The organism is Streptosporangium vulgare (assembly GCF_042428775.1).
In the GTDB taxonomy this organism is placed as follows: domain Bacteria; phylum Actinomycetota; class Actinomycetes; order Streptosporangiales; family Streptosporangiaceae; genus Streptosporangium; species Streptosporangium vulgare.
In genome coordinates, this window is the sequence record NZ_JBHMBS010000028.1 from 16,852 (window position 1) to 35,807 (window position 18,956).

The 18,956-nt window shown below is 71.3% G+C and carries 14 protein-coding genes; 3 read left to right on the top strand and 11 right to left on the bottom strand.

Annotated features, from left to right (window positions below; all coding sequences use genetic code 11):
• The first annotated feature begins 354 nt into the window (after nucleotides 1-354).
• Nucleotides 355-1,218 carry an MBL fold metallo-hydrolase gene (locus ACFFRH_RS36130; RefSeq protein WP_386161981.1) on the top strand — a complete coding sequence of 288 codons (864 nt, stop codon included), beginning with the start codon at nucleotides 355-357 and terminating at the stop codon, nucleotides 1,216-1,218.
• Nucleotides 1,219-1,285: 67 nt separating this feature from the next.
• Here ACFFRH_RS36130 and ACFFRH_RS36135 read toward each other — a convergent pair whose 3' ends face one another.
• The 3 genes from ACFFRH_RS36135 to ACFFRH_RS36145 all read right to left on the bottom strand — a co-directional run bounded on the left by ACFFRH_RS36135 (nucleotide 1,286) and on the right by ACFFRH_RS36145 (nucleotide 4,201).
• Nucleotides 1,286-1,876: a hypothetical protein gene (locus ACFFRH_RS36135; RefSeq protein ID WP_386161983.1), complete on the bottom strand. Its 591-nt coding sequence runs from the start codon at nucleotides 1,874-1,876 to the stop codon at nucleotides 1,286-1,288.
• Nucleotides 1,873-3,243, bottom strand: coding sequence for a TRAFAC clade GTPase domain-containing protein (locus ACFFRH_RS36140; RefSeq protein WP_344745752.1), 1,371 nt, complete (start codon nucleotides 3,241-3,243; stop codon nucleotides 1,873-1,875). The genes ACFFRH_RS36135 and ACFFRH_RS36140 overlap by 4 nt, the downstream gene beginning before the upstream one ends.
• Nucleotides 3,244-3,562: 319 nt before the next feature.
• The gene (locus tag ACFFRH_RS36145; protein WP_386161985.1) at nucleotides 3,563-4,201 is read right to left on the bottom strand and encodes a TetR/AcrR family transcriptional regulator; all 639 of its coding nucleotides are present in this window, start codon (nucleotides 4,199-4,201) and stop codon (nucleotides 3,563-3,565) included.
• Between the two features lie 177 nt (nucleotides 4,202-4,378).
• Here ACFFRH_RS36145 and ACFFRH_RS36150 point away from each other — a divergent pair, with 177 nt between their 5' ends.
• Nucleotides 4,379-5,590, top strand: a complete 1,212-nt coding sequence (locus ACFFRH_RS36150) for a cytochrome P450 (RefSeq protein ID WP_344745749.1) — start codon at nucleotides 4,379-4,381, stop codon at nucleotides 5,588-5,590.
• Between the two features lie 40 nt (nucleotides 5,591-5,630).
• Nucleotides 5,631-5,825, top strand: coding sequence for a ferredoxin (locus tag ACFFRH_RS36155; RefSeq protein WP_344745748.1), 195 nt, complete (start codon nucleotides 5,631-5,633; stop codon nucleotides 5,823-5,825).
• Nucleotides 5,826-5,876: 51 nt separating this feature from the next.
• On the opposite strand, the gene ACFFRH_RS36160 is transcribed toward ACFFRH_RS36155, so the two are convergent.
• The 8 genes from ACFFRH_RS36160 to ACFFRH_RS36195 all read right to left on the bottom strand — a co-directional run bounded on the left by ACFFRH_RS36160 (nucleotide 5,877) and on the right by ACFFRH_RS36195 (nucleotide 18,942).
• Nucleotides 5,877-6,866: an amidohydrolase family protein gene (locus tag ACFFRH_RS36160; protein ID WP_344745747.1), complete on the bottom strand. Its 990-nt coding sequence runs from the start codon at nucleotides 6,864-6,866 to the stop codon at nucleotides 5,877-5,879.
• A 189-nt stretch (nucleotides 6,867-7,055) separates the two neighbouring features.
• The gene (locus tag ACFFRH_RS36165) at nucleotides 7,056-7,538 is read right to left on the bottom strand and encodes a (2Fe-2S)-binding protein (RefSeq protein WP_344745746.1); all 483 of its coding nucleotides are present in this window, start codon (nucleotides 7,536-7,538) and stop codon (nucleotides 7,056-7,058) included.
• The gene (locus ACFFRH_RS36170; protein ID WP_344745745.1) at nucleotides 7,535-8,461 is read right to left on the bottom strand and encodes an FAD binding domain-containing protein; all 927 of its coding nucleotides are present in this window, start codon (nucleotides 8,459-8,461) and stop codon (nucleotides 7,535-7,537) included. The genes ACFFRH_RS36165 and ACFFRH_RS36170 overlap by 4 nt, the downstream gene beginning before the upstream one ends.
• Nucleotides 8,458-10,854, bottom strand: coding sequence for a xanthine dehydrogenase family protein molybdopterin-binding subunit (locus tag ACFFRH_RS36175; RefSeq protein WP_344745744.1), 2,397 nt, complete (start codon nucleotides 10,852-10,854; stop codon nucleotides 8,458-8,460). The genes ACFFRH_RS36170 and ACFFRH_RS36175 overlap by 4 nt, the downstream gene beginning before the upstream one ends.
• Before the next feature lie 407 nt (nucleotides 10,855-11,261).
• Nucleotides 11,262-12,530 carry a metallopeptidase domain-containing protein gene (locus tag ACFFRH_RS36180; protein ID WP_344745743.1) on the bottom strand — a complete coding sequence of 423 codons (1,269 nt, stop codon included), beginning with the start codon at nucleotides 12,528-12,530 and terminating at the stop codon, nucleotides 11,262-11,264.
• Nucleotides 12,531-12,779: 249 nt separating this feature from the next.
• Nucleotides 12,780-14,192 carry a glycoside hydrolase family 43 protein gene (locus tag ACFFRH_RS36185; protein ID WP_386161989.1) on the bottom strand — a complete coding sequence of 471 codons (1,413 nt, stop codon included), beginning with the start codon at nucleotides 14,190-14,192 and terminating at the stop codon, nucleotides 12,780-12,782.
• A gap of 314 nt (nucleotides 14,193-14,506) precedes the next feature.
• The gene (locus ACFFRH_RS36190) at nucleotides 14,507-15,538 is read right to left on the bottom strand and encodes a LacI family DNA-binding transcriptional regulator (protein ID WP_386161991.1); all 1,032 of its coding nucleotides are present in this window, start codon (nucleotides 15,536-15,538) and stop codon (nucleotides 14,507-14,509) included.
• Nucleotides 15,539-15,681: 143 nt separating this feature from the next.
• Nucleotides 15,682-18,942 (bottom strand): discoidin domain-containing protein, encoded by a 3,261-nt coding sequence (locus ACFFRH_RS36195; RefSeq protein WP_386161992.1) that lies wholly within the window; start codon nucleotides 18,940-18,942, stop codon nucleotides 15,682-15,684.
• Nucleotides 18,943-18,956 lie beyond the last annotated feature (14 nt).

Sequence of the window (18,956 nt, forward strand, 5' to 3'; positions counted from 1 at the left end):
CCCGCGCGGCCGGACGGATGAGGTGAGCTCAGGCCGCGCGCCCGCTGACCGGCTCGCGTGCCCTCACGGGTGAGCGATCCCGGCTCGACGAGTCGCTTGAGCCGGTCGGCGAGAATATCCGGGGCGATTCCCTCCTCCGAGCCGGCGTGCGGCTCTCGGAAACGGCGGCGGTGTCCGAGGGCGATGTCGCGGAGGACGAGCAGACTCCAGCGATCACCGGACACCTCGACGGTGGCGTTGATCGGGCGCCCCGGCCGCGGCTCGTACGCTTCGCCCATAGTGCTTGCAATTTGCCACCGCTTGATACTACGGTCTCGGCGAGCGGTTGCAAACCACAAGCGGAAGGAGTCGCCCGTGCTGAGGCAGGTAGCGGAGGGCGTGCTGGTCCACGAGAGCGAGTTCTGTCAGAGCAACGCCGTGGTCGTGCACGGCCGGGACGGCGTGTTGCTCATCGACCCCGGGGTGCAGGACCACGAGATGGCCTGCCTCGCGAACGACCTGTCCGATTCGGGCCGGACCGTCGTGGCGGGCTTCTCGACGCATCCGGATTGGGACCACCTGCTCTGGCACCCCCAGCTCGGCACCGCCCCTCGTTACGGCACGGCCCGCTGCGCGGCCGCTGTCCGGGACCAGCTGTCCGACCCGGGGGCGAAGGCCGACATCACCGCCCACCTGCTCGGGACGGGCATCGCCGAGCGGGTCCCGCTGGACCTGTACGGCCTCATCACCGCCCTGCCCGCCGAGACGGCGCGGATCCCGTGGGATGGCCCTCAAGTCCGGATCATCGAGCACCAGGCGCACGCGCCCGGCCACGCGGCGCTGTTCATCGAGGAACGCGGGGTTCTCGTCGCCGGCGACATGCTCTCCGACGTCCTGGTTCCGATGCTCGACCTGGACGGCACCGCTGACCCGATCGAGGACTACCTCGCAGCGCTGCGGCTGCTGGAGGGCGTGGCGGGTGGCGTCGATGTCGTCGTCCCCGGCCACGGGTCGGTCGGCGGAGCCGATCAGGTGAACGCACGGATCGAGCGGGATCGGGCGTACGTGCTCGCCTTGCGTGAGGGCCGTGTTTCCGGTGTCCCCGGTGTCCCCGGTGTTCCTGATGACCCGCGGGTCGGCCCATCGGCCAAGCCCGGCTGGGAGTGGGTGAGCGATGTGCACGACGGGCAGGTCGAGCGCCTCGCCCGAAGGGGCGAGCGCGAAGGGACGCCCGGCTAGCGACTGGGGACCATCGCGGGGCCTCGTCCGAGTTCGCGGGCCGGGCGTGGCCGTTCCTGAACGGGGGTCACCGCAGCAGGAGCACGAGCAGGACGGCGACGACACCGGCGCCGACTATCACGAGCGCGACCATGGTGATGCCGAAGCCGGGGAGGGGGGACGGCCTCGGTGCGGGCGCCGGCCGGACAGGGGGAGTGGCGGGCGCGTTGAGGGAGTGTTCGCGGCTGGGGATCAACAGGGGGCCCTGCGACTCCCCGGCCAGATACCGGCGGTAACCGGAGAGCACGAACCGGTGTAGCTCCCGCCACTGCTCGTCGGTGACCAGGACGTCCTCGTGTGCGCCCCGCAGAGCGTAGCCCTCGATCAGGGGGAAGGGGCGGCCGTGGCGGTCGCGGAGCGGGACCGCGCCGAGGTCGTCGACCGCGGCCGGCAGTCGCCGGTGGATCAGGGTCAGCGGCTCGCCGTTCGCGGCTTTCACGACCTGGGTGATGGGGCCCGTGGTGGAGAGGCCCGGTTCGGTCCTGGCCGAGGCGTACACCGCGCCGGCGTCGCCCGCGGAGACCAGGAACTCCGGCGCGATCACCACCCGGTAGCCCAGGAGGATTCCCCGGGTGACCAGGAACGGCCAGGCGGACAGCGTCGGAACCGGGGGATTCACGATGCGCCGCCCTGGTTGCCCTGGCGCCACAGCTTGAGACCCTCCTGGGCGTCCCAGCCCGAGAAGTCCTGCTCGAACCGGCGCACCCGGGCCGCGAATCCCTCCAGCAGCGCGCTGCGTGCCTGGGTGGACTGGTTGCCGATCCGGCGCAAGACCTGTGCTCTGGCCTCGGCGGCGGCGGGGTCGACCGCGAACTCGTCGTGCTGGAGCAGATGTTGGGAGAGCAGGTCCAGCATCGCCTGCGTGATCTTCCCGGCCCAGGGGAGGAGCATCATCCCGACCAGGCCGCCCCACATCTCCTGTGTCGTCTCCAGCGCCTGTCCGCCGAGACGGCGCACCCCCTGGTGGTTCGCGCGAAATCGGGCCCACCTCGCCCGGCGTTCCGCCCGCTGCCGCATCTGCGGGCTCATGTCGGCGAGAATCTGATCCAGACGGTCGGGCAGGATCGCGGCGAGCGGGACGTCGAGGTTGATCGGCCGGTGCAGGAAACCCTCTCTCTTCACCCGCATCTCCGTGGGGACGCCGTTGAGATCCTGGACGACCAGCTCGACGGCGCCGGGCCCCAGGACGGAGACCGGGATGATGCGCACCCGGCCGGGAGCGGATCCGGCCACCCGGTTCCGCTTTTTGCGCCGGTCCTTCTGTTCGTCCTGGGTGGTCTTCTTGTCCCGGGCGACCAGCATTCCCCGGAAGTTCTTTTCCCTGACCAACGCGTCGCGCGCCTGCTCCAGGGTGAAACCGGCGTCCACGAGCAGGTCCCACTTGGTGATGATCACCTGGAGAGGGGGAGCGGCCCTGGACCTGTGGACGGCGGGGCCGCGCTGCACCTCCGCGACGGTCGCCCGCAGGGAGGCGCTGAACTCCCGTTCGTGCTCGCCACCGCCCTGGAAGGCGTTGAGCATCCTCTCCCCGTCGACCAGCATGAACATGGCGTCCGCCTCGGCGATGGCCTGTCTCAGGCTCTCGCGCTGCTCCTTGTTCCCGGCCGTGTCGTCGCGCAGATACTCGCCGGGGTAGTCGGTGTAGAGGATGTGCAGGACCTCGGCGGGCCCGCCGACGAGAGGGACCTGGAAGCTCAGTTTGATGTGGTCGTCGACCCACTCGGTGGACTGGGCCCACTCCATTCCCGGGCTGGCGGCCTGGTCCGCCTGCCGGTCCAGCACGATCCGCCGCTCCATGTCCGTGGACAGATGGTAACCGCGCTCGGAGTCCGGATCGCCGCTCAGATGCTGGTACAGCATCGCGAGGAAGTTGGTCTTACCCGCCGCTCCGTCCCCGATCGCGACGACCTTGAAGGCCGGGGTGTCGTCGCCGTCGTCGGCCGGCGCCGCCGGTGGGGAGGCGGGTTGCGCGACGAGATCCGTCACTGTAGCCCGCCCCTCGGCAGGGCACGCCCGGGACGGCGGGCGGTCTCGCGTAATCGCTTCACGAATGTTAATCGCCCCCTCCGCCGATCCCGCTACACCCGGGGTCTTCCGGCTCCGTCACCGTGCCCCCGGCGGTCCGGGCAGGACGCGAGGGCGGGGGCGACCCCGGCGTGCGACACCGCCCGGCCGACGGGGCAGGACCTCGATCTTGCCGGTGGGGCGAGGCGACGCGGGTTGCCGGTGGACACGCCTGTCCGGCCCACGGGGGCTCGAAGGTCCCGCCCGGGACGACCTTCCGGGGCGCGGCGGGCGGGTGTTCTCAGGTGGGCGTTCCGGCGTCGACGCGGCGGTAGAGCGCGCTGAAGAGCGGCCAGGTGAGGGCGGCCATCTCGGCCGGGGGGCGCGGGCATCCGCGCTGGAGCCAGTCGGCGGCCACGCCGATGAGCGCCCCCGCGGTGAACGCGGCCGGGACGTCGTGCGGGATGTCCGACGGCGGGCTGGAGTATCCCGCCAGATCACCGGCGGCGATCCGGTGGAGGCGGTCGTAGACGGTCGCGGCGATGCGGCGGCGGATGTGGTCGACGACGCGTGCGCTGCCCTGCGGTCCCAGCAGGGTGCGGTAGAGCCCGGCGTGCCCGGCGAGGCTGGCGAAGAACGCCTCCAGCGACTGGGTCGCCTCCGGCTCCGGGTCCGCCGTCTCCGGGCCGGGGCCGGGCAGGGACTCGATCAGTCCGTCGATCATCGCGGTGCAGGCGGCCTCGGCGAGCTCGTGGACGTCGCGGTAGTGGTCGTAGAAGGTCGAGCGGCTCACGCCGGCGCGTTCGGCGACGTCGGCGACGGTGATCCGGGACAGGTCCCGCTCCTCGACGAGCTCGATCAGGGCGCGTGCCAGGGCCGTGTGGGTGCGGCGCACGCGCCGGTCACCGGAGGGGGAGTTGCTGTTCTTGGTCGTGGCCACGTTCTTACTTTACCGTCAAACTACATGTGTAGGTTTCCCGACATGTGTAGGGTAGCGTGAAGGCGCATTCGTCACCTGGCGTGTGGCTCCTTCCCGCACGCCCGCGTGACAGCGGAGCGCGGTACAGGCACGCACGACACGGCCCGCCCGATCCATCCGTTCGCAAGGAGATGACGCATGAGTGCCAACGAGCAGGTCCTGCGCTACCCGATCCCCAACGACAGGGCGCTGGATCCGCCCGCGGAATGGGCCGAGCTGCGCGGCAGGTGCCCGGTGGCGCACGTGGAGCTGCCCAGCGGTGACCGGGCGACGCTGCTGACCCGCTACGAGGACGTCAGGAAGGTGCTCGCCGACCCGCGCTTCACCCGTCAGCTCACCGCCCCCGACGCGGCGCGGCTGTCGGCGGAGGGCGGCGGGGTCTTCAGCAGCGAGATGGCGCAGATCATCCCCGACGGGGGCGAGGAGCACCAGCACTGGCGGCGCCTGGTGGGCAAGTGGTTCACCGCCAAGCGGATGTCCGCCCTGCGGCCCTCGATGGCCCGGATCGCCGAGGAGCTCATCGACGAGATGGTCGAGCGCGGCGCGCCGGGTGACCTCAGGGCGGCGCTGGGCTTTCCGCTGCCGGTGTACGTCATCTGCGACATGCTCGGCGTGCCGGCCGCCGACCGGGACCGGTTCTCGTACTGGTCCGACACCCTGCTGAACCTCACCCGCTACGGCAAGGCCGAGACCGAGGCCGCCCAGGCGGAGTTCTTCCAGTACATGTCCGAGCACGTCACCGCCAAGCGCGCCGAGCCGGGCGAGGACCTGCTGAGCGAGCTGATCGCGGTCGGCGGCCCCGAGGACGGCGGGCTGTCCGACGTCCAGATCCTGGTCACCGGCATGGGACTGCTGGTCGCCGGGCACGAGACCACCGCCAACATGATCGGCAAGATGGTCTCCATGCTGCTGGCCGACCGCGGCCGGTGGGAGCGGCTGCTCGCCGACCCGTCGCTGGTACGCACGGCGGTGGAGGAGACGCTGCGGCTCGACGCCAACTCCGGCTTCGGCCTGCCGCGCTATCTGCCCGAGGAGACCGAGGTGAGCGGCACGACCCTGCCCCGCGGCACCACCGTGGTGTGCAGCATGGCCGCGGCCAACCGGGACGAGAGCGCCTTCGAGGCCGCCGCCGAGATGGACCTGAGCCGCAGCCCGAACCCGCACCTGGCCTTCGGCGTGGGCGCCCACTCCTGCCTGGGCCAGTCGCTGGCCCGCACCGAGCTTCAGGTCGTGCTGGAGGTGCTGCTGCGCAGGCTCCCGTCCCTGGAGCTGGCCGTCCCGGTGGAGGAGCTGGAGCGCGTGGAGGGGCTCGCCGTCGGCGGCCTGCGCACGGTGCCGGTCCGCTGGTGACCCGGCACCGCCCCACCCCGCCGACAGAGAGGAACCCGGCATGAAGGTCACCGTGGACGAGGACAGGTGCTGCGGCGCCGGCCAGTGCGTGCTGATCGCGCCGGAGGTGTTCGACCAGCGTGACGACGACGGCATCGTCCTCCTGCTCGACCCCGAGCCCGGCGCGGACCGGCACGCCCTGGTCCGCGAGGCCGCCGCCGTCTGCCCCGCCGCCGCGATCACGCTGAGCGAGTAGGTCCCGGCACCTCCGTCTCGGCCCCGGCGGGGAAGGACGGAGCCGCCCAGGTCAGGAGCGGGATCCCAGCCCCAGGAAGGCGCGGCCGTTCGCCTCGAGCGTCGCGGCGTCGATCCCGTTGTCCACCGGGAAGCGGGCGGGGTCCGGCTGCGCCATGTCGAACGGGTAGTCGCTGCCGCACAGGATCCGGTCCCGCGAGGCACGCGCCCTCAGCAGCCGCAGCACCTCCGGGTCATGGGTGACCGTGTCGAAGTACAGCAGGGAGAACGATTCGGCGGGCGGGCGGCTGCTTCCCCGCCCCACCTCCGCCCGCGTCCGCCAGCCGTGTTCCCACCGCCCGAGCAGGGACGGCGCGCAGCCCCCGCCGTGGACGAAGCAGATCCGCAGGTCCGGCAGCGTCTCCATGACACCGCTCAGCAGCATCGACGCCACGGCGGTGGTGGTCTCCACCGGGTTGCCGATCAGGTTGGCCAGGTAGTGGTCCTTCCACTCGGGGCGTGGCGACTGCGTCGGGTGCACCAGGACCGCGAGATCCAGCTCCGCGGCGACACCGAGCACCTCGCGCATGACCCCCTCGCCGTAGGACCGTCCCCCCACGAGCGGCGGGACGGCGACACCGGCGACGCGCTCGGCCGCCGCCAGCCGCGTCATCTCCCGCCGGGCGGCGTCCACGTCGTCCAGCCGTACCAGCCCGAGCCCCACGAGCGCCCCGTCCGCGGACGCGACGGCCTCGGCGAGCCGCTCGTTGTAGGAGGCGACGTAGTCGTCCGCCTCGGCCGGCGCGTGGACGGGGAAGGCGAAGGGCGGCGCCGAGATGGCGCGGACACCGAGACCCGCTCTCGCGGTGTCGGCGACGAGCCTGCCGACGTCGCTCATCGCCGCCGCCGGGAACGACAACGGGAGATCACCGAGGAACAGCTCGCCGTCGCGCTCGTTCATGCCCGCCAGTGAACCGCCGGGCGGGAGGGCGAACAGCTCTCGCGGCAGCCAGTGCGCGTGGACGTCGACGATCCCCGCGTGGATGTCACCCGTCACAGCCATCGTCCCCTCCTCATCCGTCGCCTTCCCCCGCCGCTCTCGCGGAGGTCGTCTTCGCCCGCCGCTCTCACGGAGCCCTCGCTCGTCGTCTTCGCCCGCCGCTCTCGCGGAGGCCGCCTCTCACGAAGGCCACCTTGCTCGTCACCCTCGTTCGCCGCTCTCGCGGAGGTCGTCACAGGACCGGAGATCACCTCAGGGCGGGGTCCGCGGCCACTCGTTCGCGGCACGCGCGATCGCGCGCCGGATGGGTTCGTAGCCGGTGCACCGGCAGAGGTTGGAGCCGACCAGGGCGGCGACGCGCTCCGGGTCGGTGCCGGCGGCGGGGTCCGCCTCCAGCGCCCCGGCGGCCACCATCAGGAAGCCCGGCGTGCAGAAACCGCACTGCAGGGCGTGCTCGGCGGAGAAGGCCCGCTGCAGCGGATGGGGCTCGCCGCCGGGACCGGACAGCCCCTCGACGGTACGGACCGAGCAGCCGTCGCACTGCACGGCCAGCACGAGGCACGACCGGACGGCCTCGCCGTCGACCAGCACCGTGCAGGCCCCGCAGACGCCGTGCTCGCAGCCCAGATGCGTGCCCGTGAGGCGGCAGTCCTCGCGCAGCACGTCGGCCAGAACGCGCCGGGGCTCCACGTCGAGCGCGCGTTCCTCGCCGTTCACCGTGACGGTGATCCTCATCGGTGGCCTCCTCCGGATGTGCCGGCCCGCGACAGCCGGTCCCGCGCCGCCTCGCACAGGGTCCTGCCGACCAGGACGGCGACGGCCTGGCGCCGGTACTCCACGTCGGCGTACGGCTCGGGCCGGGGCGCGGCGTCCCGCTCGGCGGCGGCGCGGCCCGCGCGGGCGAACGGGTGGTCGCCGGGCACCCGGTGTCCGGCCGGGGGCGCGATCTCGGCGCCGACCAGCGTCCGCTCGGCGGCGTGGGCCCGCACCGGCCGGTCGGCGCAGTTGACGAGCCCGATCCTCGCCTCGGTGATCACCCCGTCGGACGCGGTGAGCGTCGCCGCCACGGCCACCTGGGCGAAGCAGAAGTGCGTGCGCCGGTGCTCGACGAACCCGACGCCGGTGTCGTCCGGGAGCAGCGGGAACCGTACGGCGGTGATGAGCTCGTCCGGCGTGCGCGAGGTCAGGAACGGCCCGAGGAAGTAGTCGCGGGCGGCGATCTCCCGTGGGCCGCCGGTGCCGTGCACCTCGATGACGGCATCGAGGGCGAGGGCGAGGGCGCACCATTCCGCGGCCGGGTGCGCCCAGGCGAGGCTGCCCACCAGGGTGCCGCGGGAGCGGATGGGCGGGTGGGCGACGTTGACGACGGCGCGGGAGAAGAGCGCGCCGAGCGGGCCGGGCACGGCCCGCTCCGGCTCGAAGGCGGCGTGGCGGACCAGGGCGCCGACCCGCAGCGTGCCGTCGCCCGCGCTCAGGTGGTCGAGTTCGGCGACCCAGTTGATGTCGATCACCAGCTCGGGGCGGGCGCGCTGCAGGCGCATCTCCAGGAGGAGGCTCTGGCCGCCGGCGAGAATCCGGGCACCCGGACCGGAGCCGAGCGCGTCGACGGCCTCGCGCACCGTGCGCGGCACGACGTAGTCGAAGGCGGCGGGCTTCACCGGACCCCCTCCCCAGGCTCCTCGGACTCCCCGGGCTCCCCGGGCTCCCCGGGCTCGTTGGATTCGCCGGGCTCCTCGGGCTCCTCGGGGTCGCCGAACTTCGGGGCGCGGGCCGCCCGCCACACCACGTTCGGGGTGAGCGGCATCTGCAGCAGGCAGGGGTCGGCCACCCGCAGCGCGTCGGCCACCGCGTTGACGATCGCGGCCGGAGTGCCGATGCAGCCCGACTCCCCGGCCCCCTTGGCGCCCAGCGGCGTGCTGGGGCTCGGCGTGCGGGTGTCCTTGATCTCGATGGGCGGGATCTCGGCGAACGTCGGCAGCAGGTAGTCCAGCAGCCCTCCGGCGAGCAGGGGCACGCCTTTCTCGTCGAAGGGGATGCCCTCGTACAGCGCCTGGCCGATGCCCTGGACGGCCGACCCGAGGGCCTGCCCGTGCACCAGGGCCGGATCGAGCACCACCCCGCAGTCGTCCACCGCCACCAGCCGCAGCACGCGCACGGTACCCAGCTCGGGATCGACCTCCGCCACCGCCGCGTGGGCGCCGAACGGGAACGCCATGCCCGACTCGAACCGGTCGTCCACCCGCATCGGCCCGGTCGCCTTCACCAGCTCGGCCAGGTCCATCGCCGCCGAGCCGTCGTGGACGGTGTGCACGGTGCCGTCGGACCACGCCACCTCCCCCTCCGGCACCTCCCACAGGGCAGCCGCCCGCGCCCGTGCCTCCTCGACGAGCATCGTGGCGGCCTTCCGCAGCGCGGCGCCGGCCACCTGCGCCGACCGGCTGGCGAAGGAGCCGACCCCTTCCGGCTGCTCGTCGGTGTCGCCCTCGACCAGCCGGACCCGTGCCCCGTCCACGCCGAGGGTCTCGGCGACCAGCGCGGGGAAGACGGTCTCGTGGCCCTGGCCGCTGGAGGCCGTGCCGCAGCGGGCGGTGAGCGTCCCGTCCTCGTGTGCCTCGACGCCGGCGAACTCGTGCAGCCCTCCCGGTTCGCCGCCGGAGCGCTCCACGTAGCAGGACAGGCCGATCCCGATGGGCAGGGCGCCGGGGTCCGTCCGGCGGCGGGCCCGCTCGGCCCGCCACCCGTCGTAGCCGAGGGTCTCCAGCGCCAGGTCGAGCGCGGCGGCGTAGTTCCCGCTGTCGTAGCGCCGCCCGGTGGGCGTCTCGTACGGGAAGTCCTCGGGCGGGATGAAGTTGCGCCGCCGCAGCTCCGCCGGGTCCATGTCCAGCTCGCGGGCGAGCGTGTCCATCGACCGCTCCAGCGCGATCGCCGCCTCTGGGCGCCCCGCGCCTCGGTACGGGTAGGTCACCATGGTGTTGGTGACCACCGAGCGGACGGTGGCGTGCACCCGCGGGGTGGTGTACGGACCGGTCGCCATCCAGGCGGTCTGCATGGGCAGCCCGACCCCGAGGTGGGGGTAGGCGCCGATGTCGGCGTCGATGTTCAGCTCGTACGCGAGCAGGCGCCCGTCGGCGTCGGCGGCGAGCCTGACCCTCTGGTCCTGGCCCCGGCCCCGGGTGGCGACCGTCATCGACTCCAGCCGGTCCTCGATCCACCGGACGGGACGCCCGAGCTCCGCCGCGAGGAAGGCGACCGCGATGAACTCCGGGAAGGTCGCGCTCTTCGACCCGAACGCGCCCCCGGTGTCCGGCACCACCACGCGCACCCGCTCGACCCGCCCGCCCAGCAGCGCGGCCAGCTCCCGGCGCAACCGGTGCGGCATCTGGTGTCCGCACCACACCGTCAGCACGTCCCCCTCGGGCACGGCGAGGATCGTCCTGCACTCCATGGGGGTGGGCATCAGCAGCTGCTGGCGGTACCGGCCCTCCACCACGACCGCCGCCTCCCGCCACACCGGCTCCTCGATCGGCTTCCCGGTCTCCCCCAGCAGGGCGATGTTGCTCAGGCCGTCGAACAGGCGCACGGAGTCGTCCGCGGCGGCGGACGGCGTCACCACCGCGGGCAGCGGGTCGATCCGGAAGGTGACCTCGGCGGCGCCGTCCTCGGCCTGGTAGCGGTCCTCGCCCAGGACCACCGCGAGCGCCTCACCCGGGTAGCGCACCCGGTCCCTCACCAGCACCGGCCACTCCCGGCCGGCCACGGCCTCCTCGTTGGACAGCTGGGCGAGCAGCACGTACGGAACCGGAGGCAGGTCCTGCAGCGTGGCGGCCGACTGCGCGCACGGCGGCATCTCGGAGAGATCGGCGGCGGACCAGGCCCCCACCACTCCCGGCACCTCGCAGGCGGCGGAGCAGTCCACCTCGCGCAGCGTGCCGTGGGCGACGTCGCTCCTCACGAACACGGCGTCCAGGCAGCCCGGCACGTCCATGTCGGCGACGTAGCGGCCCTCACCGGTGAGCAGCCGCTCGTCTTCACGCCTTGACCATTGCTCCACGAGCAAAACCTCCGCGCCGTGCATGTCATCGCATGGTTCGGTTAATTTTCAGCGGGATGCGCAGGGGGCGGACGGATATTCGTGGCCGACCCCCGCGGGGCAGATGGCGCGAGTCGTTTGCGACGCATCGGATGCGTTAGTGAGATGTACGGAATCAACGCTACATGTGGATTTGATGGGGTTTTGAGGGCCTTGAAGGGAATTTGGAGATGATTTTCCCGGGCTTCGACGGACGGGGATTTCGCCGCCGATCACCTCCGCGAGGGGGCGCGGCCTCATGTCCCTGTGCGCGACGCTTTCTCCCAGGGTTCTCCCGGAGCTCTCCCGGAGGCGGTGCGGCCTCCGGGACAGGGGAGGGGGAGCCGGGTGCCGTGCGGCTCCCCCTCGGCCCTGCCGGCCGGGAGGGGTCAGTAGCCGTAGCGGCTCTTGAGGTGGCGCCACCAGTCGCGGAACATCCAGGCGTCGAAGTCGGTGATCTGGCTCGCGCTGCCGGCCTTCATGAGGAACCCGCCGACCCCGGAGGGCGTCCAGTCGTAGAAGTCGTCCAGCCCGAAGCTGTGCCCGATCTCGTGCAACAGGATGTGGATGTTCTCGGCGTCGAGCGCGCCGACGAAGTACTCGCTGCCGATGCGCTGGCCCCAGTCGCCGCCCGCGCCGCCGCCCATCCCGGCGGTGAGCCACAGGGACATGTCGTAGTGGCGCGCCGCCCCGCCGGGGCAGTTCGGGTACTGGCCGTTCTGGTTGAAGAAGCGCCCGCACGGCTCGGCGCACTGCGGGGCGCCCTCGCGGATGTTGTTGACGTAGACGTCGACGGAGTTGTCGCTCCACTGCAGCGTGGCGCGGTCGCGCACGGCCCACCCGACGACCTTGACGGGGACGTCGGTGTACGGCCAGCCGTTGTGGCCGGCCATCAGGTCGGTCCACTTCTTGACCTGGCGGGCCAGGGAGGCGTGGATCCGGTCACGCAGCGCGGCGGAGACCGGCGCGCTCGACTCCCAGCGCACGCAGTAGTTGAGGCTGCCGCCGTTGGCCATGACCTGGTCCCACCCGTAGTTCCTGAAGGTGTTCAGCTGCGGGTAGGTGCTCTCGTAGTGCTGCCACACCTGGTTGAGCGGGGTGACCAGGTTCGCCGGCGGGTTCCATCCCGTGCCGCCGCCGGGCGAGGTGCCGTTGGCCTTGACCTCCAGCAGGCCGACCGAGGAGGTGCCGGTGAGCAGCACCCGCAGCCTGGTCGTGGTGACGGTGGTGAAGGTGACGTGGTTGTACTGGTTGAGCGCCCGGTTGTAGGCGCTCGCCCCGGCCAGGTCGACGTAGGCGCTGCCGTTCCATGACTGCAGCCTCCACGACGCCGGGACGCGCACGCCGCCGTTGTCGTCGAAGAAGTAGACGTCGGCCGAGGTCAGCGTCCGCGCGGAGGGCCAGGTGAGCAGCGCCCACTGCTCGCCGGTGTTGGGCCAGGTACCCCAGCGCCGGTTGACGGTGTCGTTGGACGAGGGCGGGTCGATGCCGTCGTTGATCGCCGCGACGCTCTCCCAGCCGGAGGTGTAGGACGCCGACGCGGTCGCCGAGGGCGCCAGGTTGACGTCCGCCGCAGCCGCGGCGGGCACCGTGCCGCCGGGGGACAGGAGCAGGCCGAGCACCAGGGCGGGAACCACTGCCGCCCACCATCGTTTCATCGGGAACCTCCGTGTGTCGTCGTTGTCGCGTCGCCGGGGTGCTCCGGGGACCGCGTGGCGGCCCCCGGACCCCGGTTCACCCGCCGGTCAGGTCGGCGGGCCTCGACGTGGTGCTGAGGACGTGGTGCTGAGGATGTGCTGCCAGGGATGTCGTGCTTTCCGGGAAGTGCTTCCGGGCTGGGACGTGCCTCCGGGTTGGGGCGTGCTGCCGGAGACGCGCTTTCGAGGACAGCTCTCGGAGGCGTGCCGCTAGAGCGCCATCCACTCCAGGACGCCGGTGGAGTAGCCCGTCCTGGAGGTGATGTTCAGCCGCAGCCGCGTCGTGGAGATCTGGTTGAAGGTGGTGACGTTGTAGGTGTTCGCGCCGACGCCGCAGGCGGACTGGCCCGGCACGTTCACGTAGGCGCTGCCGTTCCAGTACTGGACCTGGCAGGACGCGGGCAGGTCGATGCCCTGGTCGTCGTCGAACCAGTAGGTCGCGACCTTGCTCAGGTTGCGCGCGGTCGGCCACTGGTACTCGATCCACTCGGTGCCCTGGTGGTTCCAGTTGCCGTAGGCGCCGTGGCTGTGGTCGGCCGAGCCGGAGGGGACGAACCCGTCCTTGATCGCGCCGAGTGTCTCCCACGGGGAGACGTAGGAGGTGGACGCGGTCGCCGTCAGCGCGTGGTTGGTGCCGGCCGGGGGCTGGCCGCCGCCCCCGCCGATCGGGGTCGTGGTCTGCACGACCTTCTGCATGGTGCCGTCGGCGTTCCAGTACAGCTTGTCCAGGGTGACCGAGCGGCGGAAGTCGCCGCCGCCCGGGGCTCCGGCGTTGTGGTAGACCATGTACCACTGGCCGTTGAACTCGACGATCGCCGGGTGGTTGGTGGTCGAGGTGACCTGGTCGAGCACGACGCCGCGCTGGGTCCACGGCCCCAGCGGGTTGCTCGCCGTGGCGTAGCGGACGCAGGCGTAGCCGGGCTGGGAGCACCCGGAGTCGTTGGCGGCGTAGGCGAGATAGTAGGTCCCGTTGCGCTTGAACATCCAGGGCGCCTCCCAGAAGTTGCTCACCCCCGAGGGGGTGACGACCGGGCCGTCCAGGTTGATCATGTCGGGCTTGAGCTTGGCCGCGCGGACGCCGTAGTAGGAGCCCCAGTAGATGTACGCCTGGCCGTCGTCGTCGGTGAAGACGGTGGGGTCGATGTTGAGAGGGGAGGAGTTCGGGGTGCTGTCGCTGATCAGCGGCCCGCCCTTGGCGTCGGTGAACGGGCCGAGCGGGGAGTCGCCGACCGCGACCCCGATGTTCATCCACCCGGGGCCGTTGCCGTTGATCGAGGTGTACCAGTAGTACTTGCCGTTGCGCGGTTCGACCTCGCTCGCCCAGGCGTCGCCGCCTGCCCACGGGAAGCTGGAGACGGAGAGCTTCGCCCCCTGGTCGGTGAAGGTGGAGGCGTCCGTGGAGGTGTAGACGTGCCAGTCGCGCATGACGAAGTTGGTGCCTCCGGCAGGGGCCTCGTCATGGCCGGTGTAGAGGTAGAGGGTGTTCCCCACGACCAGCGCGGCGGGGTCGGCCGTGTAGATCGCGGTCGTGATCGGGGTCGCGGCCCTGGCGGGCACGGTGGTGGCGGGGACGAGTGCGATCGTGAGGATCGCGGCGAGGATGGCGGTCCATCGTCGTCTCATGCGGCGCTCCTGGGGGGTCGGGGGAGTTTCGCGCTACGTTTGTTTGCGTTAACATAGTTTTTGTGAACGCGCCTTGAAAATTTCCCGGCGGAGTGGGCGGCGCGTTTCGACCGGGATTTCCCGAGTGTTTTCCACAACACAAAAGCTGTCAAGTCCCCGCTTGACTCATTTTGTACGGGTCCGGTGTGGGTTCCGTAAGCTCGACAGAATCCGTGAGAACAGCGAAAAGGCACGCCGAAGACGGCGGCGCACCGGCTGAAAAATACATTTTCAAAAACGCCGGACGAGCCGTTTCGCTGTCATTCCGCGATCGTTCAAAAAGCTCGGGGCGCCCTCCCGGTGCTCTCTCTGACGACCAGCTCCGTTCCGATGACCTTGACGGTTCTCCCGGTGTCCCCCTCCATCCGCCGCAGCAGCAGGCGGAAGGCGTGGTCGCCGAGGGCGCGGAAGTCCTGGCGGACCGTGGTCAGCGACGGACGTAGGTAGGCGGTCTCGGGGATGTCGTCGAAGCCGGCCACGCTCACGTCCTCGGGGACGCGCCGACCCGCCTCGCGCAGCGCGCGCAGCACCCCCAGGGCCATCTGGTCGTTCGCCACGAAGATCGCCGTGACACCCGGGCACCGCGCCAGCCGCCTGCCCAGCCGGTGGCCGGACTGCGGGCTCCAGTCGCCGGACAGCACCTCGGGCACCGGCCGTCCCGCGGCCTCCAGCGTCGAACGCCACCCCCGGACGCGCTCCCGCGTGGCCGTCCAGCCGGCCGGTCCCGAGATGTGCCACACCGTCTCGTGGCCCAGGTCCAGCAGGTGCCCGGTGGCGGTGGCCGCCCCGCCGGCCTGGTCGGTCATGACGACCGGGACGGGCATGCCCGTCCCCGCGTCCACCGCGACCAGGGCGAGGCCGGGGTGCAGGTCGCGCACGACGCCGGCGGCCGCCTCGTGCGGCACGACGACGACGACGCCGTCGACCTCTTGGGAGCGCAGCCCGCGCACCCCCTCGCCGACCGAGCCGAGATCGGCCGAGTCGAGGCAGGCGATGCTGATCGCGTAGTCGTGCCGCCTGGCGGCCCGCTCGATGGCGTACAGCGTGGCGGACGGGCCGTGCAGGGTGATGTCGAAACCCACCACCCCCAGCACGCCCGAGCGGCCGGTGGCGAGCCGGCGGGCGGCCTGGTTGGGCCGGTAGCCGAGGCTCTTCACCGCAGCCAGGACCCGCGCCCGGGTGTCCGGGCGCACCCGCTCGGGGGCGTTGAGCGTACGCGACACCGTCATGGCCGACACCCCGGCCATCGCCGCCACGTCGCGCAGCACCGCCGATCTGATCCGCGCCCGGCCGTGGTCCGCTGCCATGCGCTCCCTCCCGTCGTGTCGTCGGCCGCGCCGGCACCGGGGGCGGGAGGCCGGCGCGGCCGGAGGAGGGGGTGCCGTGCCGGCCTCCCCTTCACGTGGATCGTGGGGGCGCGCCGTCTCGGCGCGCCCCTCACGGGGTGTGGTCAGGTTCCGTAGGCTTTGACTTCGAGGAGGCCGACGGAGCTGGTTGCGGTGGCGGTGAGCAGGACGCGTAGGCGGGTGGTGGGCAGGGCGGGGAAGGTGACGGTGTTGTACTGGTTCTTGGCCAGGGGGTAGGAGCTCGCTCCGGGGACGTCGGTGTAGGTGGTGCCGTTCCAGTACTGGAGTTTCCAGGAGGCGGGCATGTCGATGCCGTCTTCGTCGTCGAAGAAGTAGACGTCGGCGCGGTTGAGGGTTTTGGTCGAGGTCCAGGTGAGGTCGGCCCATTGCTGGCCGGTTTGTGGCCAGGTGCCCCAGCGGGGGTTGGCGGTGTCGTTGGAGGAGGGCGGGTCGATGCCGTCGTTGATCGCCGTGACGCTCTCCCAGCCGGAGGTGTACGACGCCGACGCGGTCGCCGAGGTCGCGAGGTTCGCGGGCGGCTGCACGCCGCCCCGGTTGTAGATCTTGATCTCGGTGAGCCCCGTCTTGGCGCCGGAGGCGTTGGTGGCCAGGACCCGCACCCGCTGCGCGCTGATCGCCGGGAACCGCACCACGTTGTAGTTGGCCTGCGGCGCCGACGGGCTCTTGGACTGGCCGGGCACGCTGACCCAGGCGCTGCCGTTGTGGTACTGGACGTCGTAGGCCGACGGCGCCCGGTAGGTGCCGCTGGCCGGGCGGCTGTCCTTGAAGTGCAGCCGGACCTCGCTGAGCGTCTTGGCCGAGCCGAGGTTCAGCTCGAACCAGTCCTGGGCGTTGGCGGAGCCGCCCGCCCCCCAGAACGGCTCGTTGGTGGGGAAGCCGTCGATCGCGCCGGCCAGGTTGCTGCCGGAGGCGGTGTGCGAGGCCGAGGCGGTCGCCCCCGCGGCGAGGTTGGTCAGGTTGGCCGTCAGGTCGACGCCCGCCTTGGCGAGCATGTCCACCATCCGGGCGCTGTTCTGCACCACCTGGCCGGGAGCCTGCAGGCCGGGGGCGGCGGCGCTGTGGGTGACCGTGCCCGTGGTGGTGACGGTGCCGGTGGCCGGGTCCCAGGTGAGGGGCACCAGGGAGCCGACGGTGGCGGTCCGGGTGCCGTTGACGTAGATGGAGTAGCCCTCGGGCACGCCCGGGTAGCGTACGACGCCGTCGGCCGGGTCGTCCCAGACGATGGTGAGGTCGGCGTTGCGGTAGCGCAGGTTGTTCACGGTGAAGTGGGTCCAGCCGATGTCGATCGGCGACAGCTCCACCTTCGCGTCGTTGCGCGGGCGCAGGCCGGCGACGTCCTCGATCACCGTCCAGTTGCCGCTGCCCAGGATGTTGTGGTGGATCCAGGAGCGGTAGTTGATCGAGGAGCCGTTCCAGTCGGCCCAGAACTCGTTGGCGTCGGGCCAGGAGGTGTTGCCGTTGACGTACTGGGCCCAGGTGTTCCAGTACAGCAGCTTCTTGTAGTCGGTCGCGTTCATCCACTCGTTGGGGTAGTTGCGCAGCACCGAGGAGTACAGCCGGAACTGTACGGTGGAGTTGATGGTGGAGAAGTTGTTCGAGCCCGGGTTGCCCGCCGCGGCCGCGGCCGCCTTGTCCACCTGGTTCGCCGTGTAGAAGGGGAAGATCGGATACTCGGCGGGGTTGTCGTACAGGCGCAGGGCCTGCCGGTAGGTGGCGGTGTTGGGGATGGCGCCGACCGCGAACGGGTAGTAGTTGTTGATCTCCTTCCAGGGCACCCACTCGTTCGTCGACTTCAGCCGGTGCTCGAAGAGCTGGCGGTTCGGGTTCCACAGCACGTTGACGATGGCGTTCTGGATCTGCGTGGCGAGCGTGCGCATCTCGGTGGCCTTGGCCGTGTTGCCGATCGCCTCGTAGGCCTGGGCCGCGGCGAGCGCGCCGCTGTACTGGTACGCCGACTCGGCGCGGTCCATGTTGCCGTTCTTCCAGTGGAAGGAGACGGCGTCGGCGTCGTTGCCGGTCAGGGCGCCCCAGTCGTACTCGATGAGCTTGTTGTTGTCGTGGTCGTAGTAGGCGAGCTGGCCCTTGACGTCCTGCTCGGCGTAGCGGGCGAGGTTGGCCGCGATGCCCGGCTGGCCGCCGTGGATCTGGTAGCTGCGCCAGGCAGCCTCGGAGATGTACTGCGTGTAGCTGTTGGACCAGTTCTCCGGGTCGCCGGGGTTGTCGAGGAAGCGGCCGTTCTTGGAGGTCTGGCCGACGCTGAGCCAGTCGCCGTAGGAGTAGATCGGGTTGCGCAGGTACTTGAGGTCGTCGATGTGCATCGGCTGGGTGAGCGCGATGGCGTTGTTGTAGCCCAGCACGCCCTCGGTCGAGGTCGGGAACTGGAACGTCTGGCCGGGCATGTCGGCGTCGAGGTGGTTGAAACGCATCAGCCACCAGCGGTAGTAGGTGTTCTTCTTGATCGCCGGCTCGGCCACGTCGATGTAGGGCACGTTCTGCGCCCACCACAGGTTGTAGGCGCGCACGTGGGTCGCGAACGCGGTGGCGTTGGAGTACCCCTTGTAGGCGTTGTACTCCGTCAGCGACTCGGGGATCTCGTTGGCGACGAAGCCCATCACGATCTTGGCGGTCACGGTCGCCCCGGCCGCGACGGTGACGGACCGGTTGAGCCCGCCGCTGGAGACGGTGAAGCCGTCGCCGCTGAGCCTCGGGTAGAGGGTGGTGAGGTTGTTGCGGGCGTTGACCTGCCCGGTCAGCTCGTTCCCCGAGCCGGAGGTGGCGTAGGGCGAGGTCGCCCGCAGCTGCAGGGTGGTGGAGCCGCTGCCGCCGTTGGTGATCGACAGGTTCGTCACGGCGACGTTGTTGTCGGTGATGAACTTCGTCTGGGTGACCGTGACCGAGCCGCTGGTGTGCACGCTCTTCCAGTGGCTGGGCACCTGCCGCCGCTGGCTCACCTGCTCGGTGAACGTGCCGGGGGTGACGGCGACGGTGTAGGCGTTGTTGTCGCTGATGCTCTCCCAGTACGCCACCTGGCCGCCGAAGCCGAGCGTCGCGGGGTTGTGGGTCTTCATGAAGACCGCGCGGCCCCTGCTCATCAGCCAGGTGCCCGCCGGGTCGTTGCCGGTGCGGGCCAGCAGCCGGTCCACCCAGAAGTCGGTGCCGGAGCTCTCGGCGTCGTAGATGGACTGCATCATGTTGCCGGGGGTGTACGAGACCGGCGGGGCCGGGATCGCCGGGCCGCTGAAGGTGGGGAATCCGATGGTCTGGTCGGCGTGCGCCGTTGAGGCCGGTGAGGTGGCGGCGAGTGAGCCCGCTAGGAGAAGCAGGGCCATGACGATTCTTCTCATCGCAAGGGGGATCC